Source organism: Candidatus Planktophila versatilis (assembly GCF_002288345.1).
Lineage (GTDB): Bacteria > Actinomycetota > Actinomycetes > Nanopelagicales > Nanopelagicaceae > Planktophila > Planktophila versatilis_A.
This window is the reverse complement of the sequence record NZ_CP016781.1, coordinates 919,830-942,098: the sequence shown is the minus strand read 5'-3', so window position 1 is coordinate 942,098 and position 22,269 is coordinate 919,830. Positions and strand designations below refer to the sequence as shown.

Here is a 22,269-nt window from a genome sequence, read left to right as displayed (position 1 = left end):
CAGTAAAATCGAAAAGTTCTTTGAGATAAACCTAGTTGATGAAGTTTCATTCTTTACACCGACTGGTAAAGCAGGAGAAGTAAACGAAATTCCCGTGCTTCACGATGATGCCACCGTTGATCGCCTTTATCTTCTCGGTCTCGGAGATCAATCCCTTACTTCTTATCGCACAGCTGGCGCAGCTATCGGGCGCAAAGTGCGTGGAAAAGCAATAGAAATCATTTCACTCTGTGCCGAAAGCGCTCCTGAAATTAAAGCGCATGGAGTTTCCGCTCTTCTAGGTGCCTATTCGTGGAGCTTAAAGACAGGTAAAGAAGTTGAGATTCCTCGAATTGGTATTGCAACTCTTGATGAAAAAACTGTTACTCGCGCATCGGTCATTGCAAAAGCGCTCTATACCGCGCGAGACCTAGTCCATACGCCATCAAATATTAAGAATCCGCTGTGGATGGCGCAAGAAGCGAAGAAGATTGCAGATGAATGTGGATTGGCAATCAAGGTATTAGCCGGTAAGCAACTGGCTGAATTTGGTGGACTACGCGCCGTAGGAAATTCCTCGCCAACACCTGGACCACGCTTTATTGAACTTTCCTATATTCCAAGGATGCGTGGCAATTCAGCCGCGGCGCTACCTCATATTGTCATTGTCGGCAAAGGAATCACCTTTGATACCGGTGGTGTTTCACTTAAGCGCCCCTATGAATTTATGACAGCGATGAAGAGTGATATGGCGGGGGCGGCTGCCGCCCTTGCAACTATCAGCGCACTTCCACAATTACAACCCAAGGTGCGAGTAACTGTCTTGATGATGTGCGCCGAAAATGCACTCTCGGGTAGCGCGCAGCGACCATCAGATGTCATCACGCAATATGGCGGTACCACTGTCGAAATCATTAATACAGATGCCGAAGGAAGACTCGTTCTTGCTGATGGGCTTGCTTATGCGGTGGCAAACCTCGACCCGGATTACCTGATTGATATTGCAACCCTGACAGGTTCGGCAACCCTTGGGCTAGGCCGCCAATATGCCGCCCTGTATTCGCGCGATGAAAAACTTGCTAAGAAATTGATGGAGATCGGCGAAGAAAGTGGCGAACGTGTCTGGCATATGCCACTCATCGATGATTACGCCGATTCCCTCGACAGTGATGTGGCAGACCTAAATCACGCAGCAGATAAGGGCGATTACTCTGCCGGATCAGTCACCGCAGCCTTATATCTCGAACATTTTGTTGGAGATAGTCGCTGGGTGCACCTCGATATCGCCGGAACAGGGCGCAGTGAAAATGACTCTGGAGAAAATGTGAAAGGCGGCACTGGTTTCGGCGTGCGTTTATTCATTGATTGGATAGTGTCTCTCTCATGAACATTGACCCGCATACCTATGCAGAGACTTTTATTGCAGAAGGCACTGTGAAAAGTGCGGCGCGTGCGCGAGGAGAAGAAAATGGAGTCATCGATGTCTCCCAAGGCACAGGTGCATATCTGCGCCAACTTGCTCATCAAATTAAGGCACAGTCAGTTGTTGAAATTGGAACAGGATCTGGAGTTGGTTCACTCTGGCTACTTGAGGGAATGCTTGCAAGCGGAACTCTGACCTCGATAGATGATGAGATGGAACATACATCGATTGCAAAAATCGCTCTAGCCGAAGCAGAAATCGCGCAGACTCGAATTAGATTTATTACCAATGCGGTTATGGATGTCATGACAAAGCTCACCGATCGCGCCTATGACCTGGTTGTCTTTAGACATAACCCAGAAGATTTAAGCTTTGCCATCTCTGAGGCTCATAGAATCTTGCGAAGTGGTGGCGTCTTTGTCATTGATAATTTTTATGGTGGTGGCAAGGTTCCGGACCCAGCCCAGCGCGATCCGAAGACCATTGCTCTGCGTGAGGCAGGAAAAGCTGTAAAGGCCGATACTGATTCGTGGGTGACATCACTAATTCCAATCGGGGATGGATTGTTGCTTGCAACGAAGTTGTAGCAGAATTTATAGAGTGAGGTTTATCAAGTGAGTGATTTCGATAGCAAGCCGTGGTGGGAAGCGCCCGCACCAAAAGGCTTGAATAAAACAATCTCTCTAAAATCTGCAATCGTTCTTGCCCTCGGTGTGGGTCTCATTGCGGGTACATTCACAGCTTCCTCTACCGGGTCACTCTTTGGCCGCTCGGTAAATCTTGTTAAATCTTCATCGACAATCGAACGCCCGGTTGGATCTGTCGCCGAAATCGCCCAACGCGTTCTTCCATCAGTTGTCTCCATTGCGGCAAACTCAAAAAATGGTGGCGCAACTGGTTCTGGATTTGTTATCGACAGTACTGGCTACATCCTGACAAATAACCATGTGATTGCTGGATCAGTTGAAAGCGGTGGGGATATCTCAGTCAGTCTCAATGATGGGTCTGAGTACTCGGCGAAAGTCGTAGGTCGAGATAGTTCATATGATCTGGCAGTTCTTAAAATTACTGGTGCAACTCTCAAAGCCTTGCAATTCGGAGATAGCGATAAAGTTGCCGTGGGCGATTCAGTAATTGCTATTGGCTCACCACTGGGACTCACCGGCACAGTAACTCTCGGCATTATTAGCGCTAAGGATCGCGCAGTAACTGCCGGAGAATCGCGAGAAGACAATTCATTTATCAACGCGCTGCAAACCGATGCGGCAATTAACCCTGGAAACTCAGGTGGACCACTAGTCGATGCAACAGGTTCAGTCATTGGTGTTAATTCTGCAATCGCCTCCCTTGGATATTCAGCAAGTTCTCAAACCGGGTCTATCGGTCTTGGATTTGCGATTCCCATTAATCAGGCACGTAAGACTGCGGAGCAGTTAATTAAGAATGGCAAAGCGACATATCCAGTTATTGGAGTCTCAGTTGAGATGAATTACAGGGGCGAGGGTGCCCTCATTGCAAAGACAGGCGTTGCAATAGTTAAAGGTGGAGCCGCAGATAAGGCTGGGCTTAAGGCTGGGGATATCATCACTGAATTTGGCGGACGCGCGATTGGGTCAGCTGAAGAGTTAATTGTTGCAATTCGTGCGCAGAATGTGGGCGATAAGGTAGAGATAATCTTTAAGCGTGGATCTGAGAGTAAGAGCGCCATACTGGTTCTGACTGCATCAGAGTAAAGAGATAGGCTTTCCACATTATGTTCTTTGACTTTGGCGCTGGTGAAGTAATCGGGCTCGCTCTCCTTGCGATGATTCTTTTGGGTCCTGACAAGTTGCCACAATTCGCCGTTGATGCAGCAAAGATGGTCAAGAAAATCAAGAATTTTGCATCCACAGCCACAAGTGAACTCAAAGAAAATCTAGGCCCAGGTTTTGAAGATTTACAGCCCTCTGATTTACACCCTAAGACATTTATTAAAAAACAGTTGGCCAATGCTCTCGAAGAAGATAGCAATCCAAAGAAATTAAAGACAAAAGCACAGATTGATCCCGATCTCCTATGAGCACCTTAGAACTCATTCACGCAGCACTTGCCACCGTGCAAGACCCGGAACTCCACCGAGCTCTACCTGATTTGGGCATGGTTAAATCAGTTGCGCACAATGGAGGAAAAGCCGAGTTAGAAATTCTGCTCACTATTACTGGGTGCCCGATGAAGGATCGCCTTACAACCGATATTGAGAAGGCTGTTCTGGCAGTTGATGGAGTTTCAGAAGTTTCCATTACTTTTGGAGTGATGGATGAAGAGCAGCGAGCAAACATAAAGAAGTTACTTCGTAATGGCCGTGAAAGCTTTATCTCATTTGCGCAAGCTGATTCACTTACTCGTGTCATTGGTGTTGCATCTGGAAAAGGCGGGGTCGGAAAGTCATCACTGACAGCAAACTTGGCAGTCGCCTCTGCCCAGAAAGGGCTACGTGTCGGCATTCTTGATGCTGATGTCTACGGCCACTCAATTCCCCGCTTGATGGGATTAATAGGCCAACGCCCCACAGCGATAGATCAAATGTTTATTCCACTTGAATCCTTCGGTGTGAAGACTGTTTCGATGGAGATGTTTAAACCTGAACGCTCTGATGCCATTGCTTATCGCGGACCACTTCTACATCGCGTTCTGGAACAACTCTTATCAGATGCCTATTGGGGCGATCTTGATCTGCTCTTTATCGATCTTCCGCCTGGAACCGGTGATCTTGCGATATCACTGGGGCAATTAGTTCCCACATCAGAGATTGTCGTCGTAACAACTCCGCAAATTGCCGCAGCCGAAGTTGCAGAGCGAGCAGGACGAATTGCCCATCAGATTCATCAACGAGTTATTGGCGTGATTGAAAATATGTCAGCCTATCCATGCGCCAAGTGCGGTGAACTGACATCACTCTTTGGCGAAGGCGGGGGAGAAGAAACATCTAAACGGCTATCGCAATTGGTTGGATCAGATGTTCCACTGCTCGGCAAAGTTCCATTTAGCCCTGAACTTCGCGAGGGTGGAGATGGCGGAAGCCCGGTAGTTATTTCGGCTCCAGCAAGTCCAAGTGCTCAAGTGATCAACGAAATCGTTGGCAAGCTGATTGTGCGAGAGAAATCTTTACTTGGCGTCAGACTCGGGCTTGCGTAACTCTTCCACAATCTCTTTGGCAAGATTGCCCAGCTCATTGCGTAAGTAATCGCGCGTAGCAACATCACCAAGTGCAATACGCAAGCTTGCAAGTTCACGGGTGAGATATTCAGTATCGGCGATACTACGAGCATTCTGTGCGCGGTCTTCATTAAGTGAGATGCGATCTCTATCTGCCTGGCGATTTTGCGCAAGAAGAATGAGCGGAGCAGCGTAAGAAGCCTGCAAAGAGAGAATGAGAGTCAGAAAGATGAACGGATAATCATCAAATCTCAAATCACGTGGTGCCAGTGCGTTCCAAATAACCCAACTAAGCACAAATACTGTCATGTATACCAAGAAGCGAGCAGTCCCTAAGAAACGCGCAAACTTCTCAGAAAGGCGGCCGAATGCCTCGGGATCGTAATTGGCACGAAGGGATCGACGGGTCTCGCGTGGGGTATCTAAACCATTGTTACGTGCCATCATCAGAGCTCCTTCGGTACATCGTGTGAATCTTCAAAACTTGTATCAATACTTTCAAGGGCGGCAGTTGTTGTTGCTGAATCTCGGTGTTCATGTCGCCAGTTTTCAGGAAGCAAGTGGTCTAGGACGTCATCGACCGTTACTGCGCCAAGCAGGCGATCATTTGCATCGATAACCGGCAGGGAGAGCAAGTTATAACTAGCTAAGTATGAGGAAACAGCATGTAAAGAGGCATCGGGGTTTACCCCTTGGGTATTGGTATCAACGATTGATCCCAAGAGCGTTGATGGACGCTCACGCAGTAATCGTTGGTAGTGCACCATTCCGATAAATCGCCCAGTAGGTGTCTCTAGTGGTTGGCGGGCGATAAATACTTGTGATGCTAGCGCAGGTGAGATTTCACTCTGACGCACGGCTGCCAGTGCATCTGCAACGGTGTAATCAGCTGACATCACGATTGGTTCAGTTGTCATCATTCCACCGGCTGAGTAATCCTCATATGTCATTAACCGCAATACATCTTCCGCATCTTCTGGGTCCATCAAGTTAATTAGTTCTTGTGCACGTTCTTCACCGATTTCGCGCAACAAATCGGCTGCATCGTCAGGATCCATCTCCTCCAGTACATCGGCAGCACGTTCACCTTCGAGTTCAGCAAGGAGCGCCACGCGCTCTGCCTCATCCATTTCTTCTAGAACATCGGCAAGACGTTCGTCATTGAGTGCGCGCGCAACTTCAACCCGGCGTTTAGGTGCCAAGTCTTGAATCACGGCAGCTAAATCTGCCGCACGCAGATTACTTAACGTTGAAAGCAAATTTGCAACACCTTGATTTGATTCGTGTTGCGCAAAGCCAGTGACATCTTCCCACGCAAGAGTTGATGTTGCTCCTTTACGGCGGAAGCCATGGCCTTTGCGCATTATGTGAACACGAGTGATGAGCCAATCACCTGTGCGGTTCTGCTCCATCGCCATATCTTCCACAAGCACAGCTTCATTATCTTCAATCACTGTGATGGTGCGGTCGAGTAGATCACCTAGTACGAGTAATTCACCAGTGCGGGTATCAAAGCGGCGCATATTAAGAAGCCCAGTAATCACAACGGCGCCTGATTCAATTGATGTCACACGGGTGATTGGAACGAATACACGACGGCGAAGTGGTACTTCAACTACTAAACCTAGAATGCGCGGTGATTGGTTATTAGAACGCAGGGTCGCCACAGCATCGCGCACCTTGCCGACTGGATCACCGTTAGGGTCAAAAACTGCAGTTCCGGCTAAGCGGGCGAGAAATATTCGATTGCTGTTATTTCCGCTCATGGGATAAGAGTAACGGGTGACCTATCGGCTAGGTTTGCGCAATGGAGTCATCTGGGAAATCATCGGCCGGCATAGGTATCGATAACCACACTCAGATGCCTGCGCGCCCCGACTTAATTCGCCTCATTATTGGAGTATTCGGAATCGGCTCCTCAGGACCTCTGATTGCAATGAGTGCGATGCCGGTACCCACATTGATTTTCTGGCGAAATTTTGGTGGGGCACTTCTTACTCTGCCATTTGCGCTACGACATAAAGTCACTCGCAATGGCGTTCAATTAGCTGCAGTTGCAGGAGTGTTGCTTGCTCTGCACTTTGTCGGATTCTTTTTGTCAATGCGAATGACAAGCGTTGCAGCAGGTACGGCTCTGGTTGCAACACAACCTATTTATGCCGCCTTCTTTGTAAAGCTCACAGGAGGGCATATCCCAGGCAAATCATGGGCCGGAATGTTTATTAGTTTTCTCGGTGTTCTGCTTGTAACGGGCGTTGACCTACAACTAGATAAGAGATCATTCCTAGGAGATTTAGCAGCACTAATCTCGGGCGCACTCGCTGCTGCCTATATGTTGGTAGGTTCGCGTGCACAGCAGCAAATGGAAACAACGTCGTACACCACTATTTGTTATTTCATCTGTTCAATTACCGCACTACCGATGGCACTGCTGCTCGGCTATGACGTGATTCATTTTTCAGCCAGAGAATGGTGGATCCTGTTGGGTCTGATTTTGGGAGCACAACTCCTTGGTCACACCATGTTTAACTCAACACTCAAGCGGGTATCTCCTGCAATTGTTTCGATGATTGTCTTTTTTGAAGTACCCGTGGCAGCATTGCTCGCGTTCATCTTTGACATTGGCAAGCAACCAACTTTAAGTATTATTCCTGGAGTAGTTCTGATTCTGCTTGGTTGTGCTCTTGTTGTACTACGAAATAATAAAGAAATCGGCGTAGAACAATGATTGATCTTCATACTCATACTACGTGTAGTGACGGCACTGATTCACCATTTGCCCTAGTTAAGAAAGCTCTTTCTACTGGTGTCACAACTTTGGCTATCACCGACCACGATACGACTGCCGGATGGAGTGAAGCAATTACCGCGCTGCAACCTCAGATTGAACTTGTCCTAGGTGCAGAAATTTCCTGCCTGACTTCAGATGGAATTAGCGTGCATATGCTCGGACTTCTCTTTGATGGCGAGAACGCTGCGATGCAACAAATTCTTGCTGATTCACGAGATACCCGCATACCTAGAATGCGTAAGATGGTTGAACTCCTGCGTGCTGATGGCATTGATATTTCGCTAGCGGATGTGCAGGCGCAGACTCCAGCAGGTGCCACAGTGGGTAGACCACACTTGGCTGATGCGCTCGTGCGCAAAGGAGTAGTCGCAAGCCGGGATGAAGCTTTCTTAAACTTGCTCAACAATGAATCCAAATACTATGTAACTCACGCTGCGCCCACTCCGGTCGAAGCAATTCGCGCAATTCATGCAGCGGGGGGAGTGGCAGTCATTGCTCATCCTTTTGCATCGCGCCGAGGGCAAATCATTACATCAGAGACATTTGCTGATTTGGTTGCTGCGGGGCTTAATGGCATTGAGGTAGACCATCGTGATCAAAATGCAGAGGAGCGCAAAACTCTGCGTGAAATAGCACAGGAGCTCAACCTTGTCATCACTGGATCAAGTGATTATCACGGCACCGGAAAACTTAATGCAATGGCAGAGAACACAACACTTGCGGCACAATGGGAAGCCTTAGAAGCGCAAGCAGATGCACGAAGGGTGGTACGAGTATGAATTCAATGGGAACAATTACCTTTGCCACACAGGCATTTGTCACACTCTTTGTCATTATGGATCCACCAGGAGCTACGCCAATATTTCTTGGTTTAGTGGGAGACAAGACTCCGCGCGAGCGAGTGCGATTAGCATGGCAGGCAGCAGCTGTTTCACTCTTTGTTATTGCAAGCTTTGCTTTCTTCGGACAGTTCATTCTGGAATATATGAATGTCTCTATCGAGGCGCTGCAGGCAGCTGGAGGATTACTTCTCCTCTATGTCTCATTGCAACTTCTCACTGGCACATCAAAAGGCGGAGCTGATCAGAAAAGCTCCAATATCGGAATGGTGCCACTTGGTACTCCACTCCTTGCTGGACCTGGAGCAATCGTGGCAACGATGATTTACGTGCAGAAAGCAGATTCGACTGCGCAGTTCATAGGATTAGCCGTGGCAATTGTTGCGGTGCACCTGATTATCGGAACAGTTCTGATGGCATCGACCAAGATTGTTGGTGTAATTAAAGATGCTGGGGTCACATTGTTGGCAAGTATCGCTGGGTTATTACTTGCGGCAATTGCTGTACAAATGTTGGCAAATGCAATTAAAGCATTTACCGCAAATTAGCTAGATATTCGCTTAGTCCGAGTGCGTTCGCGTTTTACCTGCGGAGCTGAACTCTTTGGAGAACTCTTTGCCGGCGCTGCTTTCTCAACCTTGGGTGCACGTACCTTTTTGAGACTTCCAGTTGAATCGCGCGGAATGTCGAGCATTTCATATAAGTGATCTGAAGAGGAATATGTCTCAAGTGGTTCAGCTAGACCTAATTTGAGTGCGGTATCAATCATCTTCCAACGCGCGAGATCATCCCAGTCAACGAAGGTTACTGAAATACCGTGGGCGCCAGCTCGCGCAGTACGACCAATGCGGTGCACATATGTCTTCTCATCTTCTGGGCATTGGTAATTAATGACGTGTGTAATGCCATCGATATCAATTCCACGTGCTGCAACATCTGTTGCAATCAGGACATCTGATTTACCAGCCTTGAAATCATTGAGCGCCTTTTCGCGCGCAGATTGCCCGAGATCACCGTGGATAGTTGCCGCGTTAAATCCACGCTCTACTAATTCATCTGATGTCTTCTGTGCGGTGCGCTTGGTGCGACAAAAGACAATAGTTGGCCCGCGACCATTGGCTTGAAGAATGCGTCCAAGTAGCTCGATTTTATCCATGGCGTGCGCGCGGATCACGTGCTGCACAATGCGAGAGACAACTGCGCCTTCATCCTCATTATCTTGCGTGCGAATGTGCACAGGCTGGTTCATGAAGCGACGTGCTAAAGCAATGATGTCTCCAGGCATGGTCGCTGAAAAGAGCATCGTCTGCTGGCGAGCAGGAGTACTAGTAAAGATTTTCTCAACATCAGGTAAGAAACCGAGATCAAGCATTTCATCAGCTTCATCGAGAACTACTCGCGAAACGTTCTTCAGTGTGAGTTGTCCTTGACGATATAGATCCAATAAGCGACCTGGGGTTCCCACCACAATCTCGACGCCCTTTTGTAGCGCTTCAATCTGTGGTTCAAATGCCCGGCCGCCGTAGACAGCCAAAGTGCGAATTCCGCGGTTGAAGGAGAGCTCTTCAATATCTTTGGTGACCTGAACGCAGAGCTCACGCGTTGGAACAACAATGAGAACTTGCGGATGACCCTGATTAGCTAGTTGTGGCCAATCAGCATCATTGGGAGCAATCACGCGCTCAATGACTGGAATTCCAAATGCGAGGGTCTTTCCGGTACCGGTCTTTGCTTGACCGATCACATCGCCATCGGCAAGTGCAATAGGCATGACCATCTCTTGAATAGGAAAAGGTGAAGTGAAGCCATGTTCATTGAGCGCATCGATTGTCTCTTTGCGAAGTGGTAAGTCTGCGAAAGTTATCGACACTTAGTTGGCACCGAAACCGACGCGACGCTCGGTTGGTTGCCCGATTTCTACATAGCCAATTTTCTCTGCCGGCACGATAACTTCATGGCCGCGAACATCTGAGAGAACAAGGGGAGTAGCGGATGTAAGGGCGGCAGTGACTGCGGCCTTGATCTCTTCGGGAGCCATTGGACATTCAAAGGAGAGCTCGCTGCTGACATGCGTAATGGAGATGCGAACTTGTGATGCCTTATCTGTTTTCTTTGTGCTCATAGCCCTATCTTAGAGTCAGAGTTCAGTACGGGGAAATCCAGAAATTCCCCTCCACATGAGGTTCTCAACGAGTTCTATCGCTTGTTGGCGAGTGAGTTTTCCATCTCTTTCCAGCCAATGACGAGCTGTGACTTGAACATAGCCAATTAATCCAACGCCGAGCATCATCGCTTCCTCACGAGGAAGTCCGGTGTCATTGGCGATCACACCACTGACCGCGGCCGCGCAGTCATAGGTCATGCGATTAAGTCGCTCGCGAACTTGAGGCTCAACGTTCATATCACTTTCAAAGAGGAGGCGAAATGCCTCTCCCTCATTTTCAATAAAATTAAAGTAAGCATCAATCGTGACATGCACGCGTTGCTTATTATCTGGAGTTGAAGAGATAGCTTTCTGAAGTTCAAAGACCAGAGAATCAATGTGAAGGTCAAGAACGGCGAGATAGAGATCTAGTTTTGAGGGAAAGTGCTGATAGAGAACTGGCTTACTGACATTGGCTCGGTCTGCTATCTCATCCATCGCCGCTGAGTGATATCCAGCAGCAGTGAAGACTTCAAGAGCTGCTGAGAGCAAAATCGCTCGTCGCTCGTCGCGCGGCAGGCGTGATTTATCTGAACGCGAATTATGTGCAGATGCAGTTTCGGTAGTCATTATGCGCATCGTACAGAATTGGCAGGCAAAGGCACAGTACGGCAGAATCACTCCCATGAAGACTCCGCCGCTGGTTACGCCAGGTCCTGCGCTTACCGTTGCTGAGGTTCGTCGATATAGCCGTCACTTAATCATCCCTGATGTTGCAATGGCGGGTCAGCAGCGCATGATGAATGCCAAAGTACTCTGCGTTGGCGCAGGAGGCCTCGGATCTCCAGCCCTGATGTATTTAGCTGCAGCTGGTATTGGAACTCTTGGAATCGTTGAATACGACACAGTTGATGAGTCAAACCTGCAGCGACAAATTATTCATGGCCAATCAGATATCGGCAAAAGCAAAGCACAGAGTGCGAAAGAGAAAATTGCTGAGATAAATCCGTATGTGAATGTCATTACCCATGAAACACGACTTGATAATTCGAATGTGATGGAGATTTTTTCTCAATACGACATTATTGTTGATGGCACAGATAATTTTGCAACTCGCTACTTAGTTAACGATGCATGTGTACTTTTAAAGAAACCATATGTGTGGGGTTCTATCTATCGCTTTGACGGACAGGCAAGTGTGTTCTGGGCTGAGTATGGTCCTTGCTATCGCTGCCTCTATCCAGAACCACCACCTCCGGGCATGGTTCCAAGTTGTGCTGAAGGCGGAGTTCTTGGAGTTCTCTGCGCAACAATTGGCTCAATCCAAACTACAGAAGCAATCAAGGTTCTCACTGGAGTCGGTGAACCACTTATTGGTTCTTTGATGGTTTATGACGCACTTGATATGAGCTTTAGAAAGATTAAAGTGCGTAAAGATCCTAACTGCCCACTGTGTAGCCAAAACCCTACCCAGACCGCGCTACTGCCTGATTACGAAGCCTTCTGTGGGGTGCTCTCTGATGCTGCGCAAGAAGCAAGTGCTGGCTCAACAATTACAGTGCAAGAGTTGAAGTCAAAGATTGATGCGCAAGAGAACTATTACCTCATCGATGTGCGCGAACCAAGTGAATACGAGATCGTGAAGATTCCGACTGCGCATCTGATTCCAAAACAAGGATTTATTGATGGATCAGTATTGGCAACCTTGCCGCAAGACCGACCAATCATTTTGCATTGCAAGAGCGGTGTGCGATCTGCCGAGTGTCTAGCAATACTTAAGGATGCCGGATTCTCTGATGCATCACATGTCTTTGGTGGCGTGGTGGCATGGGCGAAGCAGATTGATACATCACTTCCGGTCTATTAATGCTTGCTAATTACAACGGCTATCGAGCCCTGCTTGTGCATGCCCATCCTGATGATGAAACTATTAACAATGGCAGCACGATGGCACTTTATGCAGCGTTAGGTGCGCAGGTAACACTGGTTACTTGCACCCGTGGTGAAGAAGGTGAAGTTCTAATTCCAGCTCTTGCCCACCTAGCAGCAAATGAAACCGACGCACTGGGTGATCACCGCGTGGAAGAGTTGGCGCAAGCAATGGCCGAACTCGGTGTTACAGATCATCGGTTTCTTGGTGAGGGAGTAAAGCGCTATCGCGATAGCGGCATGATGGGAACAGAACCCAACAATCGCGCTGATACTTTTTGGAGCGCAGACTTCGATGAAGCTAGTCAATTACTGGTTGCAATTATTGATGAAATCAAGCCACACGTGATGATTACCTATGATGAATTTGGTGGCTATGGTCACCCCGATCACATCCAAGCCCATCGCGTTGCGATGGCGGCGGCTGAGCGCGCTACTTGGAATATCCCCAAAATTTATTGGAATGTGATGCCCAAATCTGTTATTCAAGCGGGCATCGAAAAGATGAAATCACTTGGCTCAGATTTCTTCGGAGCAGAGAGTGCCGATGATTTGCCTTTCGCAAAAGATGACTCCTTTGTTCATGCATGCATCAATGGTGGTGATTACGTTCATCAGAAGATGGCTGCGATGGCTGCGCATGGCACACAAATAGCAATCGATGGCCCTTTCTTTTCGCTCTCAAATAATCTTGGGCTCGAGATCTGGGGTAATGAGTACTACACGCTAGTTAAGGGTGAAAAAAGTGGAGAGCTAGATGCGCAGGGCCACGAGAGCGATCTCTTTGCCGGCATATCAATCACATCATGAGAGCGCTGTTTTCGCTTCTCTTTGGAGCAGTTGTAGCACTAGGTGCAACTCTGATTCACCCAACCCGTCCACCCATTGGAGTGATACTTGCACTCATTGGTACTTACATGTGCATTCGCTGGGTGGGTCGATATTTTGGTAAGAAGAGATACAAGCTCATCGCGCTCTTTGGCTGGTTTATCGTCATCGTTCGCGCCGGAACATTTGGTGTGGGAAAAGAACTGCTGATTCTAGGAGATAACTCAGGGACGGCACTTTTGTTTATTGGATTTATTATTGGAGTAATTGCAGTCCTACAACGCGCCTAACTTACTTCCAGCGCCAACTCTGCCCGGTGGGTCCATCGCTGATCTCCAGGCCGCGTGCTTCTAGCTCTGTGCGCAGGGAATCACTTCGATCCCACTCTTTAGCTTCTCTGGCAACAACTCGATCATTCAGAAGTTGTTCCAACTCTGGGGTAAGTGGTTTTGACTCAGGAACTCGATTGAGTTCGAGTCCGAGCACCTGATCTGCATATAAGAAAATGGCACGTTTATCTTGTGAGCCCATGGCAGAATCTTTTTCAATGGTGCGCAACCTTTGCATGGCCCGCGGTGTGTCAAGGTCATTGGTGAGTGCATCTGTAATCTCTTGATCAATTTTAATCTCTGTTGATATTCCCCATTCAGACATCAGCGCGCGCCACTTGCGAAGCGTTGAGTGCGCAGCATCAAGTGCTGCCCAAGAGAGATCCATCTGTGATCGATAGCGGTTTTCCAGGAATGAGAAACGGAGTGAGAGTGGATCTAAACCACGTTCCTGCACATCACTAAGAAGTACAACATTTCCGGCACTTTTTGACATCTTACGACCTTCAAAGAGCAGATGTTCTCCATGGACCCAGGTAGCTACAACTTCAGAATGGGTTAACGAGTTTGACTGAGCTCTTTCATTTTCGTGGTGTGGAAATCTAAGGTCAATTCCGCCCACGTGAATATCTACCTTTGAATCCAGGAAATCAATTGACATTGCGCTGCACTCGATATGCCAGCCAGGAAAACCTGGCCCCCATGGGGATTCCCAGATCATTTGCGTGCGTTTGCCGGCTAATTTCCAGAGCGCCCAATCGGCATGGAAGTGCTTACCGCTTTCATCGTTGTGTTCATGACGATAGCCGGGTTTGAGCGCTGCTAATTTGTTGCCGCTAATTGCACCATAACTTTCAATAGATGTTGCATCAAAGTAGACCGAGCCATCACTTCCGATGTAGGCGTTCTTACTTTCGATAAGTTTTTCGATGGCAGCAATCATTGAATTCATATTCTCAGATGCTCGTGGATATCTGTCTGCTTTTCTGACATTGAGTAAGGCCAAATCTTTGTGGAAGCGGGATTCAAATTCGCGAGCAATGGCAAATGGGTCAGTCTTGGTGCGTTTAGATTCTGCTAATAATTTATCTTCACCTTCGAAGTCATCGGCCATGTGTCCAACGTCAGTGATGTTTTGAATGAGTTCCACGTCCACACCGGTCATGGTTAGTGTGCGGGAGATCAGATCTGCAAGTAAGAAGGTACGAAGGTTTCCTACATGAGCATCTCGGTAGACGGTAGGACCACAGCAGTAGATGGAGATATAACCATCACGACTGGCTATTTCTTGAACTTCTCGAGTGCGGGTGTCATAAATGTGAAGCTGACCGCTGGCGGCATCTCGGCGGTTAAAGACTGGGATGACACGAAAGAAAGCAATATCTGCGAGTTCAAATTCAATGAACTCACCCCGGCGATTGATGAGGCGTGTCTCACTATGTAGAACGCCGACGATGTCACGGAATCCGCCATCCGAATCTCGCAGGCGAATAGTGGCTCGCTTGCCAACGGCAGCCCGTAAAGTCTCGGCGTTCACGTGGCAACCTTAATCATGTAATCAGTCTCTTGCAGGGTTAGACTTATCGCCTACCGCTTCAAGCCTTCTGGAGGATCTTTCGTGACATATGTAATCGCCGAACCTTGCGTGGACGTTAAAGATAAGTCCTGCCGCGAAGAGTGCCCCGTTGATTGCATTTATGACGGTGCTCGGATGCTCTATATCCAACCCGACGAATGTGTCGATTGTGGTGCGTGCGAGCCGGTATGCCCGGTCGAAGCTATTTATTATGAAGATGATGTTCCGGGTCAGTGGCAGAACTACAAGAAGATCAATACTGAATTTTTCATAGAACTTGGATCACCTGGGGGAGCATCAAAGGTCGGAGAGACAAACTCTGATCACACCGATGTCACTGCTCTTGCGCCAAAAACTACCTGATTTTCCATGGGACGCGCTCGCTCCCTATGGCGAGATAGCGCGCAAGCACCCGCAAGGTGCCATTGATTTATCAGTGGGAACTCCAGTAGATCCCACTCCTGAATTCATTCAGCAAGCTTTACGTCAGTCATCTGATTCGCCAAGTTACCCGGTAACAATGGGAACTCAAGAACTGCGCACTGCAATTCATCAATGGGCTACAACAACTCTTGGTGCCAGTGGCGACTTTGCCGTGTTGCCCCTTATTGGATCTAAAGAGTTCGTTGCTTGGTTACCCACCTTTCTTGAATCGGCAACTGTTCTTTATCCACGTATTGCCTACCCAACATATTTAGTCGGCGCCCTCCTTGCTCAGGCAACGCCGACTGCCGTTGACCTTGCTGCAACCACATGGCCTAAGGCTGATCTGGCATGGGTGAATTCACCCTCTAATCCAACCGGAAGAGTTCACTCCGAATCTGAATTACGTGCAGCCATTGAATGGTCACGCAAGAATAAAAGCGTTGTAGTTTCAGATGAGTGCTACTTGGAATTTGGCGATACCAAAACTCCCACCTCCATTTTGCGATACACAGATGGTGATAACACCAATGTTTTGGGTGTGTACTCACTTTCCAAGAGATCTTCGATGGCTGGCTATCGCGCAGCTTTCGTAGTGGGGGATCCACAATTGATTGCCAGAATTCTTGAAGTACGTAAGCACGCCGGCATGATGGTCTCTTTACCGGTGCAGCACGCCATGGTCGCCGCACTTTCTGATAGCAAACATGTTGCTGAACAACGCGGGCGCTATAACGCACGTCGCACTCGCCTGGCACCTGCTCTGATTTCGGCCGGTTTTACAATCGATCATTCAGAAGCCGGCCTCTATATCTGGGCGACGCGAAATGAAAGCTCATGGGACTCAGTTGCCTGGCTGGCAGCACTGGGAATTCTTGCTACTCCCGGCGTTTTTTATGGCCAAGCAGGAGAAAACCATATTCGGATTGCGCTGACTGCAACCGATCAACAGATAGCAACAGCGGCAGAGCGCATTCTCGCGAAAGTCAGTGCACCCTAATGGCTGTTGGAATTTTATTGGTAGGCGGTCTTGGAACCCGCCTAAAGCCACTAACTAATGAATCTCCGAAACCGATGTTGCCAGTTGCTGCAAAGCCAGTGACCGAACATCAAATACTTGCCGCTAAGCGCGCCGGCATTCACACCCTTGTACTTGCCACTTCCTACTTGGCAGAAGTCTTTACACCGTATTTCGGTGATGGAAGTAAATGGGGAATCAAAATCCGCTACGCAGTTGAGGATGAGCCCCTTGGCACCGGCGGTGCAATAAGAAATGCGGCGCAGCTATTAGAAGGCGATGAACCCATTGTCATTTTCAATGGCGATGTTTTAAGCCGGCATTCGATTGCAGACCAAATTGCATTTCACCAAGAGAAGAAAGCTGATGTCACACTGCACCTTATTGAAGTCGATGATGCGCGTGCATTTGGCTGCGTGCCGACAGACTCAGAAGGACGAGTTACCGCCTTCTTGGAGAAGATGGAAAATCCGGTAACCAAATTTATTAATGCCGGCTGCTATGTTTTTAGCCCCGATGTCATCAAGGAGATTCCGCTGGGATCCGTGGTCAGTGTTGAACGCGAAACTTTCCCATCACTGATTGCACAGAGCCGCCCGGTCTTTGGATATAAGCAAGCTGCTTATTGGCTCGATGTCGGAACCCCGGCAGCACTCTTTCAAGGCTCACGCGATCTAGTAGCTGCACCCTTTCTTGCGATGGCTGGCTCCACGATTGGCAATGGCACCCAGATCACTGGCGGTACCGCAATCGGTGCCAACACAACGATTGCATCTGGCTGCCGCATCGATGACTGCATCATCGGCGATAACGTGGTAATCGAATCTGATGTGAAATTGTCACAATGCTTCATTGCAGAGGGAACACATGTGAATAGAGGCACCGAAAAAGCCCGCACTTACCTCTCAAATAGCTCAGATTTACCAATTTCTCTCTAAAAATCGACTTTTCGTCCTAAAAAAAGCGCCAAAAGTCTCGACTTAGGAGTTGACTCCAAGGGATTACACCGGTGTAATTAATACCTAGAGCGCAGGTTATTCACAACGAATTCCGCCCCTAATGACTTGAGGAGATTTCTAGATGCCAATCCGCCCAGAAGGAACATCGACTGGCAAGCCATCAGCCCCCACTGCTGGACCAACTATTCAACTAGCTAATGGCGAGAATTTTGAACTCTCCTGGCAAGAGCGCTCACTCTGCGCTCAAACTGATCCGGAAGCTTTCTTTCCAGAAAAGGGTGGCTCCACTCGCGAAGCAAAGCGAGTCTGCCTCTCATGTGATGTGCGCCAAGAGTGTCTTGAATACGCTCTGGCACATGATGAACGCTTTGGTATCTGGGGCGGTCTCTCAGAGCGTGAGCGTCGTCGACTTAAGCGTCGCCCTGCGTAAGGGCAACCAGCAACAATTTCCGGCCCTGGGCCTTACTTTAGGTAGGTTCTTCCCATGAGCGCTCCGCGGGTAACTGCACTCTTAGTTGTACACGATGGAGCAACTTGGCTATCTGAAGTTGCCGCTTCTCTTGCTTCGCAATCTGTGCGACCTAATCAAGTTTTTGCCATTGATACCGGCTCCCTCGATGCTTCGGTGAAGTTGCTGAAAGGCGCTCGCATTCCGGTAGCAACAATCGATAGAGAAAGTGGATTTGGTGCTGCCGTAGCTCATGGAATCACGCAGCTACCTGCGCTCATTAAAGATAGTGAAGAATGGATTTGGATTCTCCACGATGACTGTGCGTTGCACCCTGCGGCACTTGAATCTTTATTAGCAGCTATTGCTGATCGACCAAGTGTTGTGATGGCTGGACCAAAACTTCTTGGTTGGCATGATCGAACGCATCTCATTGAATTAGGAATCAGTATTGCAACTAACGGTGCGAGATGGACAGGTCTTGAACCTCTTGAATACGATCAAGGTCAACACGATGGCGTAACAGAAGTTCTTTCTGTGAGCACAGCAGGTGCCCTCATCCGCCGTGACGTCTTTGAAGAACTCGGTGGCTTTGATCAGAATTTAGAGCTATTCCGGGACGATGTTGATTTTGGTTGGCGTGTTCGCGTTGCGGGACACTCGGTGATTGCCGTCTCTGATGCGATTGGGTATCACGCACAAGCATCGGCGACCGAACGAAGAAGTGTTGATGTGCAAGGAGCGTTTCTTCACCGGCCGCTTTTACTAGATCGGCGCAATGCAGCCTATGTCTTACTTGCTAACTCAAGTGTGTGGTCACTACCTGGACTCATCATCACACTATTTGCCGGGGCTATCTTGCGTTCTGTCGGATATCTATTTGCCAAACTCCCCGGCTATGCATCGGATGAAATCTTGGCAATTGGCTCACTCATTATTCATCCCACCGAATTACTTTCAGCTAGAAAATTTCGTAAACAGCACCGACTGATTTCTCCGAGAGTGGTCAATGCCTTTGTTCCATCGCGGATATCCCAACTTCGTTCATCTATTTCTCGTCTGGCATCGACGCTACGTTCAGCGGTGCTTCCTCATTCACCATCACGAGAGTTACCAATTGTTAGTGACTTAGAAATAAATGAGGATGAAGATCTTCTCACCCCGGTGTCACGAACTCCATGGAAATCACTTTTCTATAGACCCATGATTATTGCCGCATCAATCATCACACTTGTCTCACTTTCCTGGGCACGACATAGGTTTGGGCCATTAGCTGGAGGAGCTCTTGCCGAATCTCCAGCTAGTTTCCGAGATTTAATCAAGCTCTATATCTCTAGTTGGCATGACGTGGGTATGGGCAGTGCGCAATCCACTCCTACTTGGGTCTTAGTCATCGCAATCGCATCTCTGCTCTTCTTCGGAAATGTTTCAGTATTTATCACTATTTTCTTTCTCATCGCTCCCTTGATACTTCTGCTTTCAGCACACCGATATTTAAAGAGATTTACAGATAACCAGTGGCTATCAGCCGGTGCTTCCTTGCTCTATGCCTTATCGCCGGTGGCGATTGCATCGGTGAACGCCGGGCGACTCGGAGTACTTGTCTTTATGGCGTTACTGCCCTTTTTCATAGGGCAATTTCATGCCTGGGCGGAAATCGACCGTTGGAGTTGGCGAAGTATCTTTGGATACTCACTTTTTATCTGGTTCCTGCTTTCATTTAATCCATCGGTGCTGCTCATCCTTTTCGTGGGAATAGTCCTTACAATTTTCGGCGACTTCAGGAAAGCATCAAATAATTACCAGGATCAACTCTTCCTCGAACGACTCAAGCGTCGCCTGACTCTTCTCATAATTCCATTCTTGTTATCCGCGCCGGCTTCCTTCGGTGTATTACTCAACCCAACCCGAATTCTTCGAGAGATTGGACTGTCCGTTTCTGGCGGTGGTCCGAACCTAGCAATTTTTGCCAATCCAGGTGGGCCGGGATCTCTTCCGTGGTGGTGTGCCAGTCCGGTAGTGGCAATTTTGCTCGTTGCCTATTTCTCTACTACCGCCGCCCGAAAATTTGCAGTCCCAGGAATTACTTTCTTGCTGTGCGGAACTTTGATTAGCGTTGCAGTCATACCGGGTAATGGAACACCGTTAAATACCCAAGTATCTGTTGGAACCTTTATTGCAATTGCCACGCTCTTCTCATTAACTTCTGGTGTTGTGATGTTCGATAAAATTAGATCTCGACTTGAACAATCCCACATTAATTTCCGGCATATTTCGGTTGCACTCATTCTCGCTTTCACCCTGGTTTATAGTGCGACATCTCTTTCCTGGTTGGTTTCTGCGGGAGCTGATTCACCACTTCGTACGGGGCAGAAGAACGTGCTACCGGCCTACCTTGCAATAGAGAAGAGCGCCAAGTCACTCGTGCTTCGTCCATACACCAGAAATGGTGAGCAAACTCTGTCCTATTACATTTCCAGAGGACAAGACATCACACTGGGTGAAGTAGATGTTGCGCCAGCGGACACGGAAGTAATTTCCCGAGCAGTTGAAGGCTTAATCGACAATACTGGGGTGACTTCAAGTGCAGTCTTAGCAACATACGGAATCAAATACGTTTACTTAAAGAATCCGATTATTGATGAGGTTGTTCAAACTATTGATGGCTTAGGCGGCTTCATTAGAACCTCTGCGACAAAAGCTGGAGTTGTCTGGAAGGTAAATGAGCCAACTGGACGCATCATTCTTACCGACTACGCCGGAGAAGTTTCCATCATCGAAGCAACTGGAATTAGCGCCATTGTGCCGCGTCCCGGAACACTCACACTTACCGAAAGTTTTAGTAAAGGGTGGAGAATTTACCAAGACGGATTTACTGCAGCTCGTATTGAAGATCGCGATGGTCTTCCCACCTTTGAAATCACCAACGCTGGCGAAGTCACCATCTTCCATGATGGAACCCAGCGAAGGGCCTGGATCTCCTTCTTCATGATTGTGCTGGTCACTGTCATTGTTCTTGCGCTGCCCTCTGGTCGCCGCAAGAGTGAGATATCTGAAAAGGAGCTGGCATGAAACGCAACCGTGGCTTCCTTCTCTTCCTCGTGACAATCTCGATTTTAGCGATTAGCAATTTGCTTAACTTCACCGTCTCAACATCTCGATTTAATCAGTCATACCCTTCTGTTATTTGCCCACCTAATACATCGGGATTAACCACAGCAATTTCTCTGACAAGTTCTAAGACTCAGATCAGAAAAACTGGCACCTCCGCAATGAACACTCGTGAGGCAGGAATTAGCCGTTATGCAATCGCTTCCCAGTCTGCTGTCATCGATGCCGGAGCAATCACCCCTGTTGTGTGGCAGGTCCGAAAGGGTGTGTGGGCTGGTGCATCTGCATGTCAGGTCCCGATTACTTCACGGTGGTTTGTGGGCGCAACTGCAGATATCACTTCGAAGGGTTCGCTGAACTTAGTAAATAGCGGGCTAGGTAAAGCACTTGTTCGCGTCTCTGTCTTTAGCGAAAACGGTGAACTGACCCCTAGAGATTTAATTGTGGGTGCGAATTCATTTAAGCAGATCTCACTGCCATCTTTGGCACCAGGTGCGAAATCAATTGCTATCCAAATTGAAGCAAAGTCTGGCCGTGTCAATGGTTTTCTTGTAGATGAACGCGGCAAGGGCCTGCGATCACTGGGCGGAGATATCGTTAATTCAACGGATGATCCTGGTAAGAAGTTGCAGATTCCGGCTATCCCGCAACAAGTGAAGAGGAAGACCCCGAGCCCTCACACATTACGACTCTTAGTCCCTGGTGATGTTGATGCGCGTATCAGCGCTGAGATTCGCTCTACCGATGGAACTTTTTCTCCGGTTGGGATAAACGGCAGGGTTGTTGCCCATAAGAAAGTCGTTGAGATTCCCATGAATATCTTGATGTCATCCGGAAAATTTGCACTACATATTTCTTCCGATCAACCAATTCTTGGATCTGTTTTTTCACCGACGCTCTCGCAAGGAAAGAGTGATTTCGTATGGAGTACTGCCGTTCCGGACTTGCAAGAGTTCACCTTGGCTACCACTGGCTTAGCCCCCACTTTGGTTTTCACAGGCAGTGAAATCGAAGTCAGACTCACAGTGATGCAGGCCGGTGGCAAATCTAGAACAATTGATATCAAAGGTACTGACATAGCTACCTACGTACTTTCTGACTCAGCCCGGTCTGTCAGCTTTTCGGCAATCTCGCCCGGAACTTCTGGCGCGGCTCTGATTTCATCCAAGAGTGGATACGGATATGTTCCATTGACTCCGGGCAGTGTTCTGACAAAGTCTTCAATTCCAGATTCAAATATCCGTGTGTTAAATCCCTGACTTTTATAGCTACACCGAT

The 22,269-nt window shown here is 48.3% G+C and carries 23 protein-coding genes; 17 read left to right on the top strand and 6 right to left on the bottom strand.

Annotated elements, in window-relative coordinates; translation table 11 throughout:
* Positions 1–94 precede the first annotated feature (94 nt).
* From A1sIIB142_RS04800 to A1sIIB142_RS04780, 5 genes are read left to right on the top strand one after another with little or no spacing between them, the layout of a single operon-like run.
* The gene (locus tag A1sIIB142_RS04800; RefSeq protein ID WP_236849853.1) at positions 95–1,366 is read left to right on the top strand and encodes a leucyl aminopeptidase family protein; all 1,272 of its coding nucleotides are present in this window, start codon (positions 95–97) and stop codon (positions 1,364–1,366) included.
* Entirely contained in the window at positions 1,363–1,989 is a 627-nt protein-coding gene (locus A1sIIB142_RS04795) for an O-methyltransferase (protein WP_095693874.1), read from the top strand. Before A1sIIB142_RS04800 ends, A1sIIB142_RS04795 begins: the two co-directional genes overlap by 4 nt.
* Before the next feature lie 27 nt (positions 1,990–2,016).
* Positions 2,017–3,135 carry a S1C family serine protease gene (locus A1sIIB142_RS04790; protein WP_223299175.1) on the top strand — a complete coding sequence of 373 codons (1,119 nt, stop codon included), beginning with the start codon at positions 2,017–2,019 and terminating at the stop codon, positions 3,133–3,135.
* A 20-nt stretch (positions 3,136–3,155) separates the two neighbouring features.
* Positions 3,156–3,461: a sec-independent translocase gene (locus tag A1sIIB142_RS04785; protein WP_095675112.1), complete on the top strand. Its 306-nt coding sequence runs from the start codon at positions 3,156–3,158 to the stop codon at positions 3,459–3,461.
* Positions 3,458–4,576: an Mrp/NBP35 family ATP-binding protein gene (locus A1sIIB142_RS04780; protein ID WP_095693873.1), complete on the top strand. Its 1,119-nt coding sequence runs from the start codon at positions 3,458–3,460 to the stop codon at positions 4,574–4,576. Before A1sIIB142_RS04785 ends, A1sIIB142_RS04780 begins: the two co-directional genes overlap by 4 nt.
* Here A1sIIB142_RS04780 and A1sIIB142_RS04775 read toward each other — a convergent pair.
* Entirely contained in the window at positions 4,547–5,041 is a 495-nt protein-coding gene (locus A1sIIB142_RS04775; protein WP_095694156.1) for a DUF1003 domain-containing protein, read from the bottom strand. The genes A1sIIB142_RS04780 and A1sIIB142_RS04775 overlap by 30 nt on opposite strands.
* 2 nt (positions 5,042–5,043) lie before the next feature.
* Positions 5,044–6,363: a magnesium transporter MgtE N-terminal domain-containing protein gene (locus A1sIIB142_RS04770; RefSeq protein WP_095693872.1), complete on the bottom strand. Its 1,320-nt coding sequence runs from the start codon at positions 6,361–6,363 to the stop codon at positions 5,044–5,046.
* A 41-nt stretch (positions 6,364–6,404) separates the two neighbouring features.
* Between A1sIIB142_RS04770 and A1sIIB142_RS04765 the strand changes: the two genes are divergently transcribed.
* From A1sIIB142_RS04765 to A1sIIB142_RS04755, 3 genes are read left to right on the top strand one after another with little or no spacing between them, the layout of a single operon-like run.
* On the top strand, positions 6,405–7,325 hold the full coding sequence (locus A1sIIB142_RS04765) for a DMT family transporter (RefSeq protein ID WP_190283250.1): 921 nt from the start codon (positions 6,405–6,407) through the stop codon (positions 7,323–7,325).
* Complete coding sequence (locus A1sIIB142_RS04760) at positions 7,322–8,167, top strand: PHP domain-containing protein (RefSeq protein WP_095693871.1); 846 nt, start codon at positions 7,322–7,324, stop codon at positions 8,165–8,167. The genes A1sIIB142_RS04765 and A1sIIB142_RS04760 overlap by 4 nt, the downstream gene beginning before the upstream one ends.
* On the top strand, positions 8,164–8,775 hold the full coding sequence (locus A1sIIB142_RS04755; protein ID WP_095675107.1) for a MarC family protein: 612 nt from the start codon (positions 8,164–8,166) through the stop codon (positions 8,773–8,775). Before A1sIIB142_RS04760 ends, A1sIIB142_RS04755 begins: the two co-directional genes overlap by 4 nt.
* On the opposite strand, the gene A1sIIB142_RS04750 is transcribed toward A1sIIB142_RS04755, so the two are convergent.
* From A1sIIB142_RS04750 to A1sIIB142_RS04740, 3 genes are read right to left on the bottom strand one after another with little or no spacing between them, the layout of a single operon-like run.
* Positions 8,772–10,097, bottom strand: a complete 1,326-nt coding sequence (locus tag A1sIIB142_RS04750) for a DEAD/DEAH box helicase (RefSeq protein WP_095693870.1) — start codon at positions 10,095–10,097, stop codon at positions 8,772–8,774. The two genes, A1sIIB142_RS04755 and A1sIIB142_RS04750, sit on opposite strands and share 4 nt — an antisense overlap.
* On the bottom strand, positions 10,098–10,349 hold the full coding sequence (locus tag A1sIIB142_RS04745) for a DUF3107 domain-containing protein (RefSeq protein ID WP_095675105.1): 252 nt from the start codon (positions 10,347–10,349) through the stop codon (positions 10,098–10,100).
* A gap of 15 nt (positions 10,350–10,364) precedes the next feature.
* Complete coding sequence (locus A1sIIB142_RS04740; RefSeq protein ID WP_095685223.1) at positions 10,365–11,009, bottom strand: TetR/AcrR family transcriptional regulator; 645 nt, start codon at positions 11,007–11,009, stop codon at positions 10,365–10,367.
* 46 nt (positions 11,010–11,055) lie between these two features.
* Between A1sIIB142_RS04740 and moeZ the strand changes: the two genes are divergently transcribed.
* The 3 genes from moeZ to A1sIIB142_RS04725 are packed head-to-tail and all read left to right on the top strand — an operon-like array spanning position 11,056 to position 13,417.
* Positions 11,056–12,237 (top strand): adenylyltransferase/sulfurtransferase MoeZ, encoded by a 1,182-nt coding sequence (moeZ, locus tag A1sIIB142_RS04735; protein WP_095693869.1) that lies wholly within the window; start codon positions 11,056–11,058, stop codon positions 12,235–12,237.
* Positions 12,237–13,109: an N-acetyl-1-D-myo-inositol-2-amino-2-deoxy-alpha-D-glucopyranoside deacetylase gene (mshB, locus tag A1sIIB142_RS04730; RefSeq protein WP_095693868.1), complete on the top strand. Its 873-nt coding sequence runs from the start codon at positions 12,237–12,239 to the stop codon at positions 13,107–13,109. The genes moeZ and mshB overlap by 1 nt, the downstream gene beginning before the upstream one ends.
* Positions 13,106–13,417 carry a hypothetical protein gene (locus A1sIIB142_RS04725; protein WP_095675102.1) on the top strand — a complete coding sequence of 104 codons (312 nt, stop codon included), beginning with the start codon at positions 13,106–13,108 and terminating at the stop codon, positions 13,415–13,417. The genes mshB and A1sIIB142_RS04725 overlap by 4 nt, the downstream gene beginning before the upstream one ends.
* A 1-nt stretch (position 13,418) precedes the next feature.
* Here the strand turns inward: A1sIIB142_RS04725 and cysS are convergent, their stop codons facing one another.
* Entirely contained in the window at positions 13,419–14,993 is a 1,575-nt protein-coding gene (cysS, locus tag A1sIIB142_RS04720) for a cysteine--tRNA ligase (RefSeq protein WP_095693867.1), read from the bottom strand.
* Positions 14,994–15,074: 81 nt separating this feature from the next.
* On the opposite strand from cysS, the gene fdxA reads away from it, so the two are divergent.
* From fdxA to A1sIIB142_RS04690, 6 genes are all read left to right on the top strand, one after another.
* A complete protein-coding gene (fdxA, locus tag A1sIIB142_RS04715; RefSeq protein ID WP_095675100.1) occupies positions 15,075–15,395 on the top strand; it encodes a ferredoxin in 321 nt (106 codons plus the stop codon).
* Positions 15,364–16,455: a succinyldiaminopimelate transaminase gene (gene dapC / locus A1sIIB142_RS04710; protein WP_095693866.1), complete on the top strand. Its 1,092-nt coding sequence runs from the start codon at positions 15,364–15,366 to the stop codon at positions 16,453–16,455. The genes fdxA and dapC overlap by 32 nt, the downstream gene beginning before the upstream one ends.
* A complete protein-coding gene (locus A1sIIB142_RS04705; protein WP_095693865.1) occupies positions 16,455–17,411 on the top strand; it encodes a nucleotidyltransferase family protein in 957 nt (318 codons plus the stop codon). Before dapC ends, A1sIIB142_RS04705 begins: the two co-directional genes overlap by 1 nt.
* Before the next feature lie 142 nt (positions 17,412–17,553).
* Positions 17,554–17,862, top strand: coding sequence for a WhiB family transcriptional regulator (locus A1sIIB142_RS04700; RefSeq protein WP_223298131.1), 309 nt, complete (start codon positions 17,554–17,556; stop codon positions 17,860–17,862).
* A 54-nt stretch (positions 17,863–17,916) separates the two neighbouring features.
* Complete coding sequence (locus A1sIIB142_RS04695) at positions 17,917–20,952, top strand: glycosyltransferase family 2 protein (protein ID WP_095693864.1); 3,036 nt, start codon at positions 17,917–17,919, stop codon at positions 20,950–20,952.
* Positions 20,949–22,250, top strand: a complete 1,302-nt coding sequence (locus A1sIIB142_RS04690) for a DUF5719 family protein (protein ID WP_095693863.1) — start codon at positions 20,949–20,951, stop codon at positions 22,248–22,250. Before A1sIIB142_RS04695 ends, A1sIIB142_RS04690 begins: the two co-directional genes overlap by 4 nt.
* The last annotated feature ends 19 nt before the right edge of the window (positions 22,251–22,269 follow it).

Coding starts and splice junctions, on each gene's coding strand:
- A1sIIB142_RS04760 (WP_095693871.1), top strand. CDS start 7,322: ATGATTGATCTTCATACTCATACTACGTGTAGTGACGGCACTGATTCA.
- A1sIIB142_RS04740 (WP_095685223.1), bottom strand. CDS start 11,009: ATGCGCATAATGACTACCGAAACTGCATCTGCACATAATTCGCGTTCA.
- A1sIIB142_RS04725 (WP_095675102.1), top strand. CDS start 13,106: ATGAGAGCGCTGTTTTCGCTTCTCTTTGGAGCAGTTGTAGCACTAGGT.
- A1sIIB142_RS04695 (WP_095693864.1), top strand. CDS start 17,917: ATGAGCGCTCCGCGGGTAACTGCACTCTTAGTTGTACACGATGGAGCA.
- A1sIIB142_RS04775 (WP_095694156.1), bottom strand. CDS start 5,041: ATGGCACGTAACAATGGTTTAGATACCCCACGCGAGACCCGTCGATCC.
- A1sIIB142_RS04700 (WP_223298131.1), top strand. CDS start 17,554: ATGCCAATCCGCCCAGAAGGAACATCGACTGGCAAGCCATCAGCCCCC.
- A1sIIB142_RS04785 (WP_095675112.1), top strand. CDS start 3,156: ATGTTCTTTGACTTTGGCGCTGGTGAAGTAATCGGGCTCGCTCTCCTT.
- A1sIIB142_RS04780 (WP_095693873.1), top strand. CDS start 3,458: ATGAGCACCTTAGAACTCATTCACGCAGCACTTGCCACCGTGCAAGAC.
- A1sIIB142_RS04705 (WP_095693865.1), top strand. CDS start 16,455: ATGGCTGTTGGAATTTTATTGGTAGGCGGTCTTGGAACCCGCCTAAAG.
- dapC (WP_095693866.1), top strand. CDS start 15,364: ATGTCACTGCTCTTGCGCCAAAAACTACCTGATTTTCCATGGGACGCG.
- A1sIIB142_RS04770 (WP_095693872.1), bottom strand. CDS start 6,363: ATGAGCGGAAATAACAGCAATCGAATATTTCTCGCCCGCTTAGCCGGA.
- A1sIIB142_RS04690 (WP_095693863.1), top strand. CDS start 20,949: ATGAAACGCAACCGTGGCTTCCTTCTCTTCCTCGTGACAATCTCGATT.
- A1sIIB142_RS04765 (WP_190283250.1), top strand. CDS start 6,405: ATGGAGTCATCTGGGAAATCATCGGCCGGCATAGGTATCGATAACCAC.
- A1sIIB142_RS04795 (WP_095693874.1), top strand. CDS start 1,363: ATGAACATTGACCCGCATACCTATGCAGAGACTTTTATTGCAGAAGGC.
- A1sIIB142_RS04745 (WP_095675105.1), bottom strand. CDS start 10,349: ATGAGCACAAAGAAAACAGATAAGGCATCACAAGTTCGCATCTCCATT.
- mshB (WP_095693868.1), top strand. CDS start 12,237: ATGCTTGCTAATTACAACGGCTATCGAGCCCTGCTTGTGCATGCCCAT.
- A1sIIB142_RS04755 (WP_095675107.1), top strand. CDS start 8,164: ATGAATTCAATGGGAACAATTACCTTTGCCACACAGGCATTTGTCACA.
- moeZ (WP_095693869.1), top strand. CDS start 11,056: ATGAAGACTCCGCCGCTGGTTACGCCAGGTCCTGCGCTTACCGTTGCT.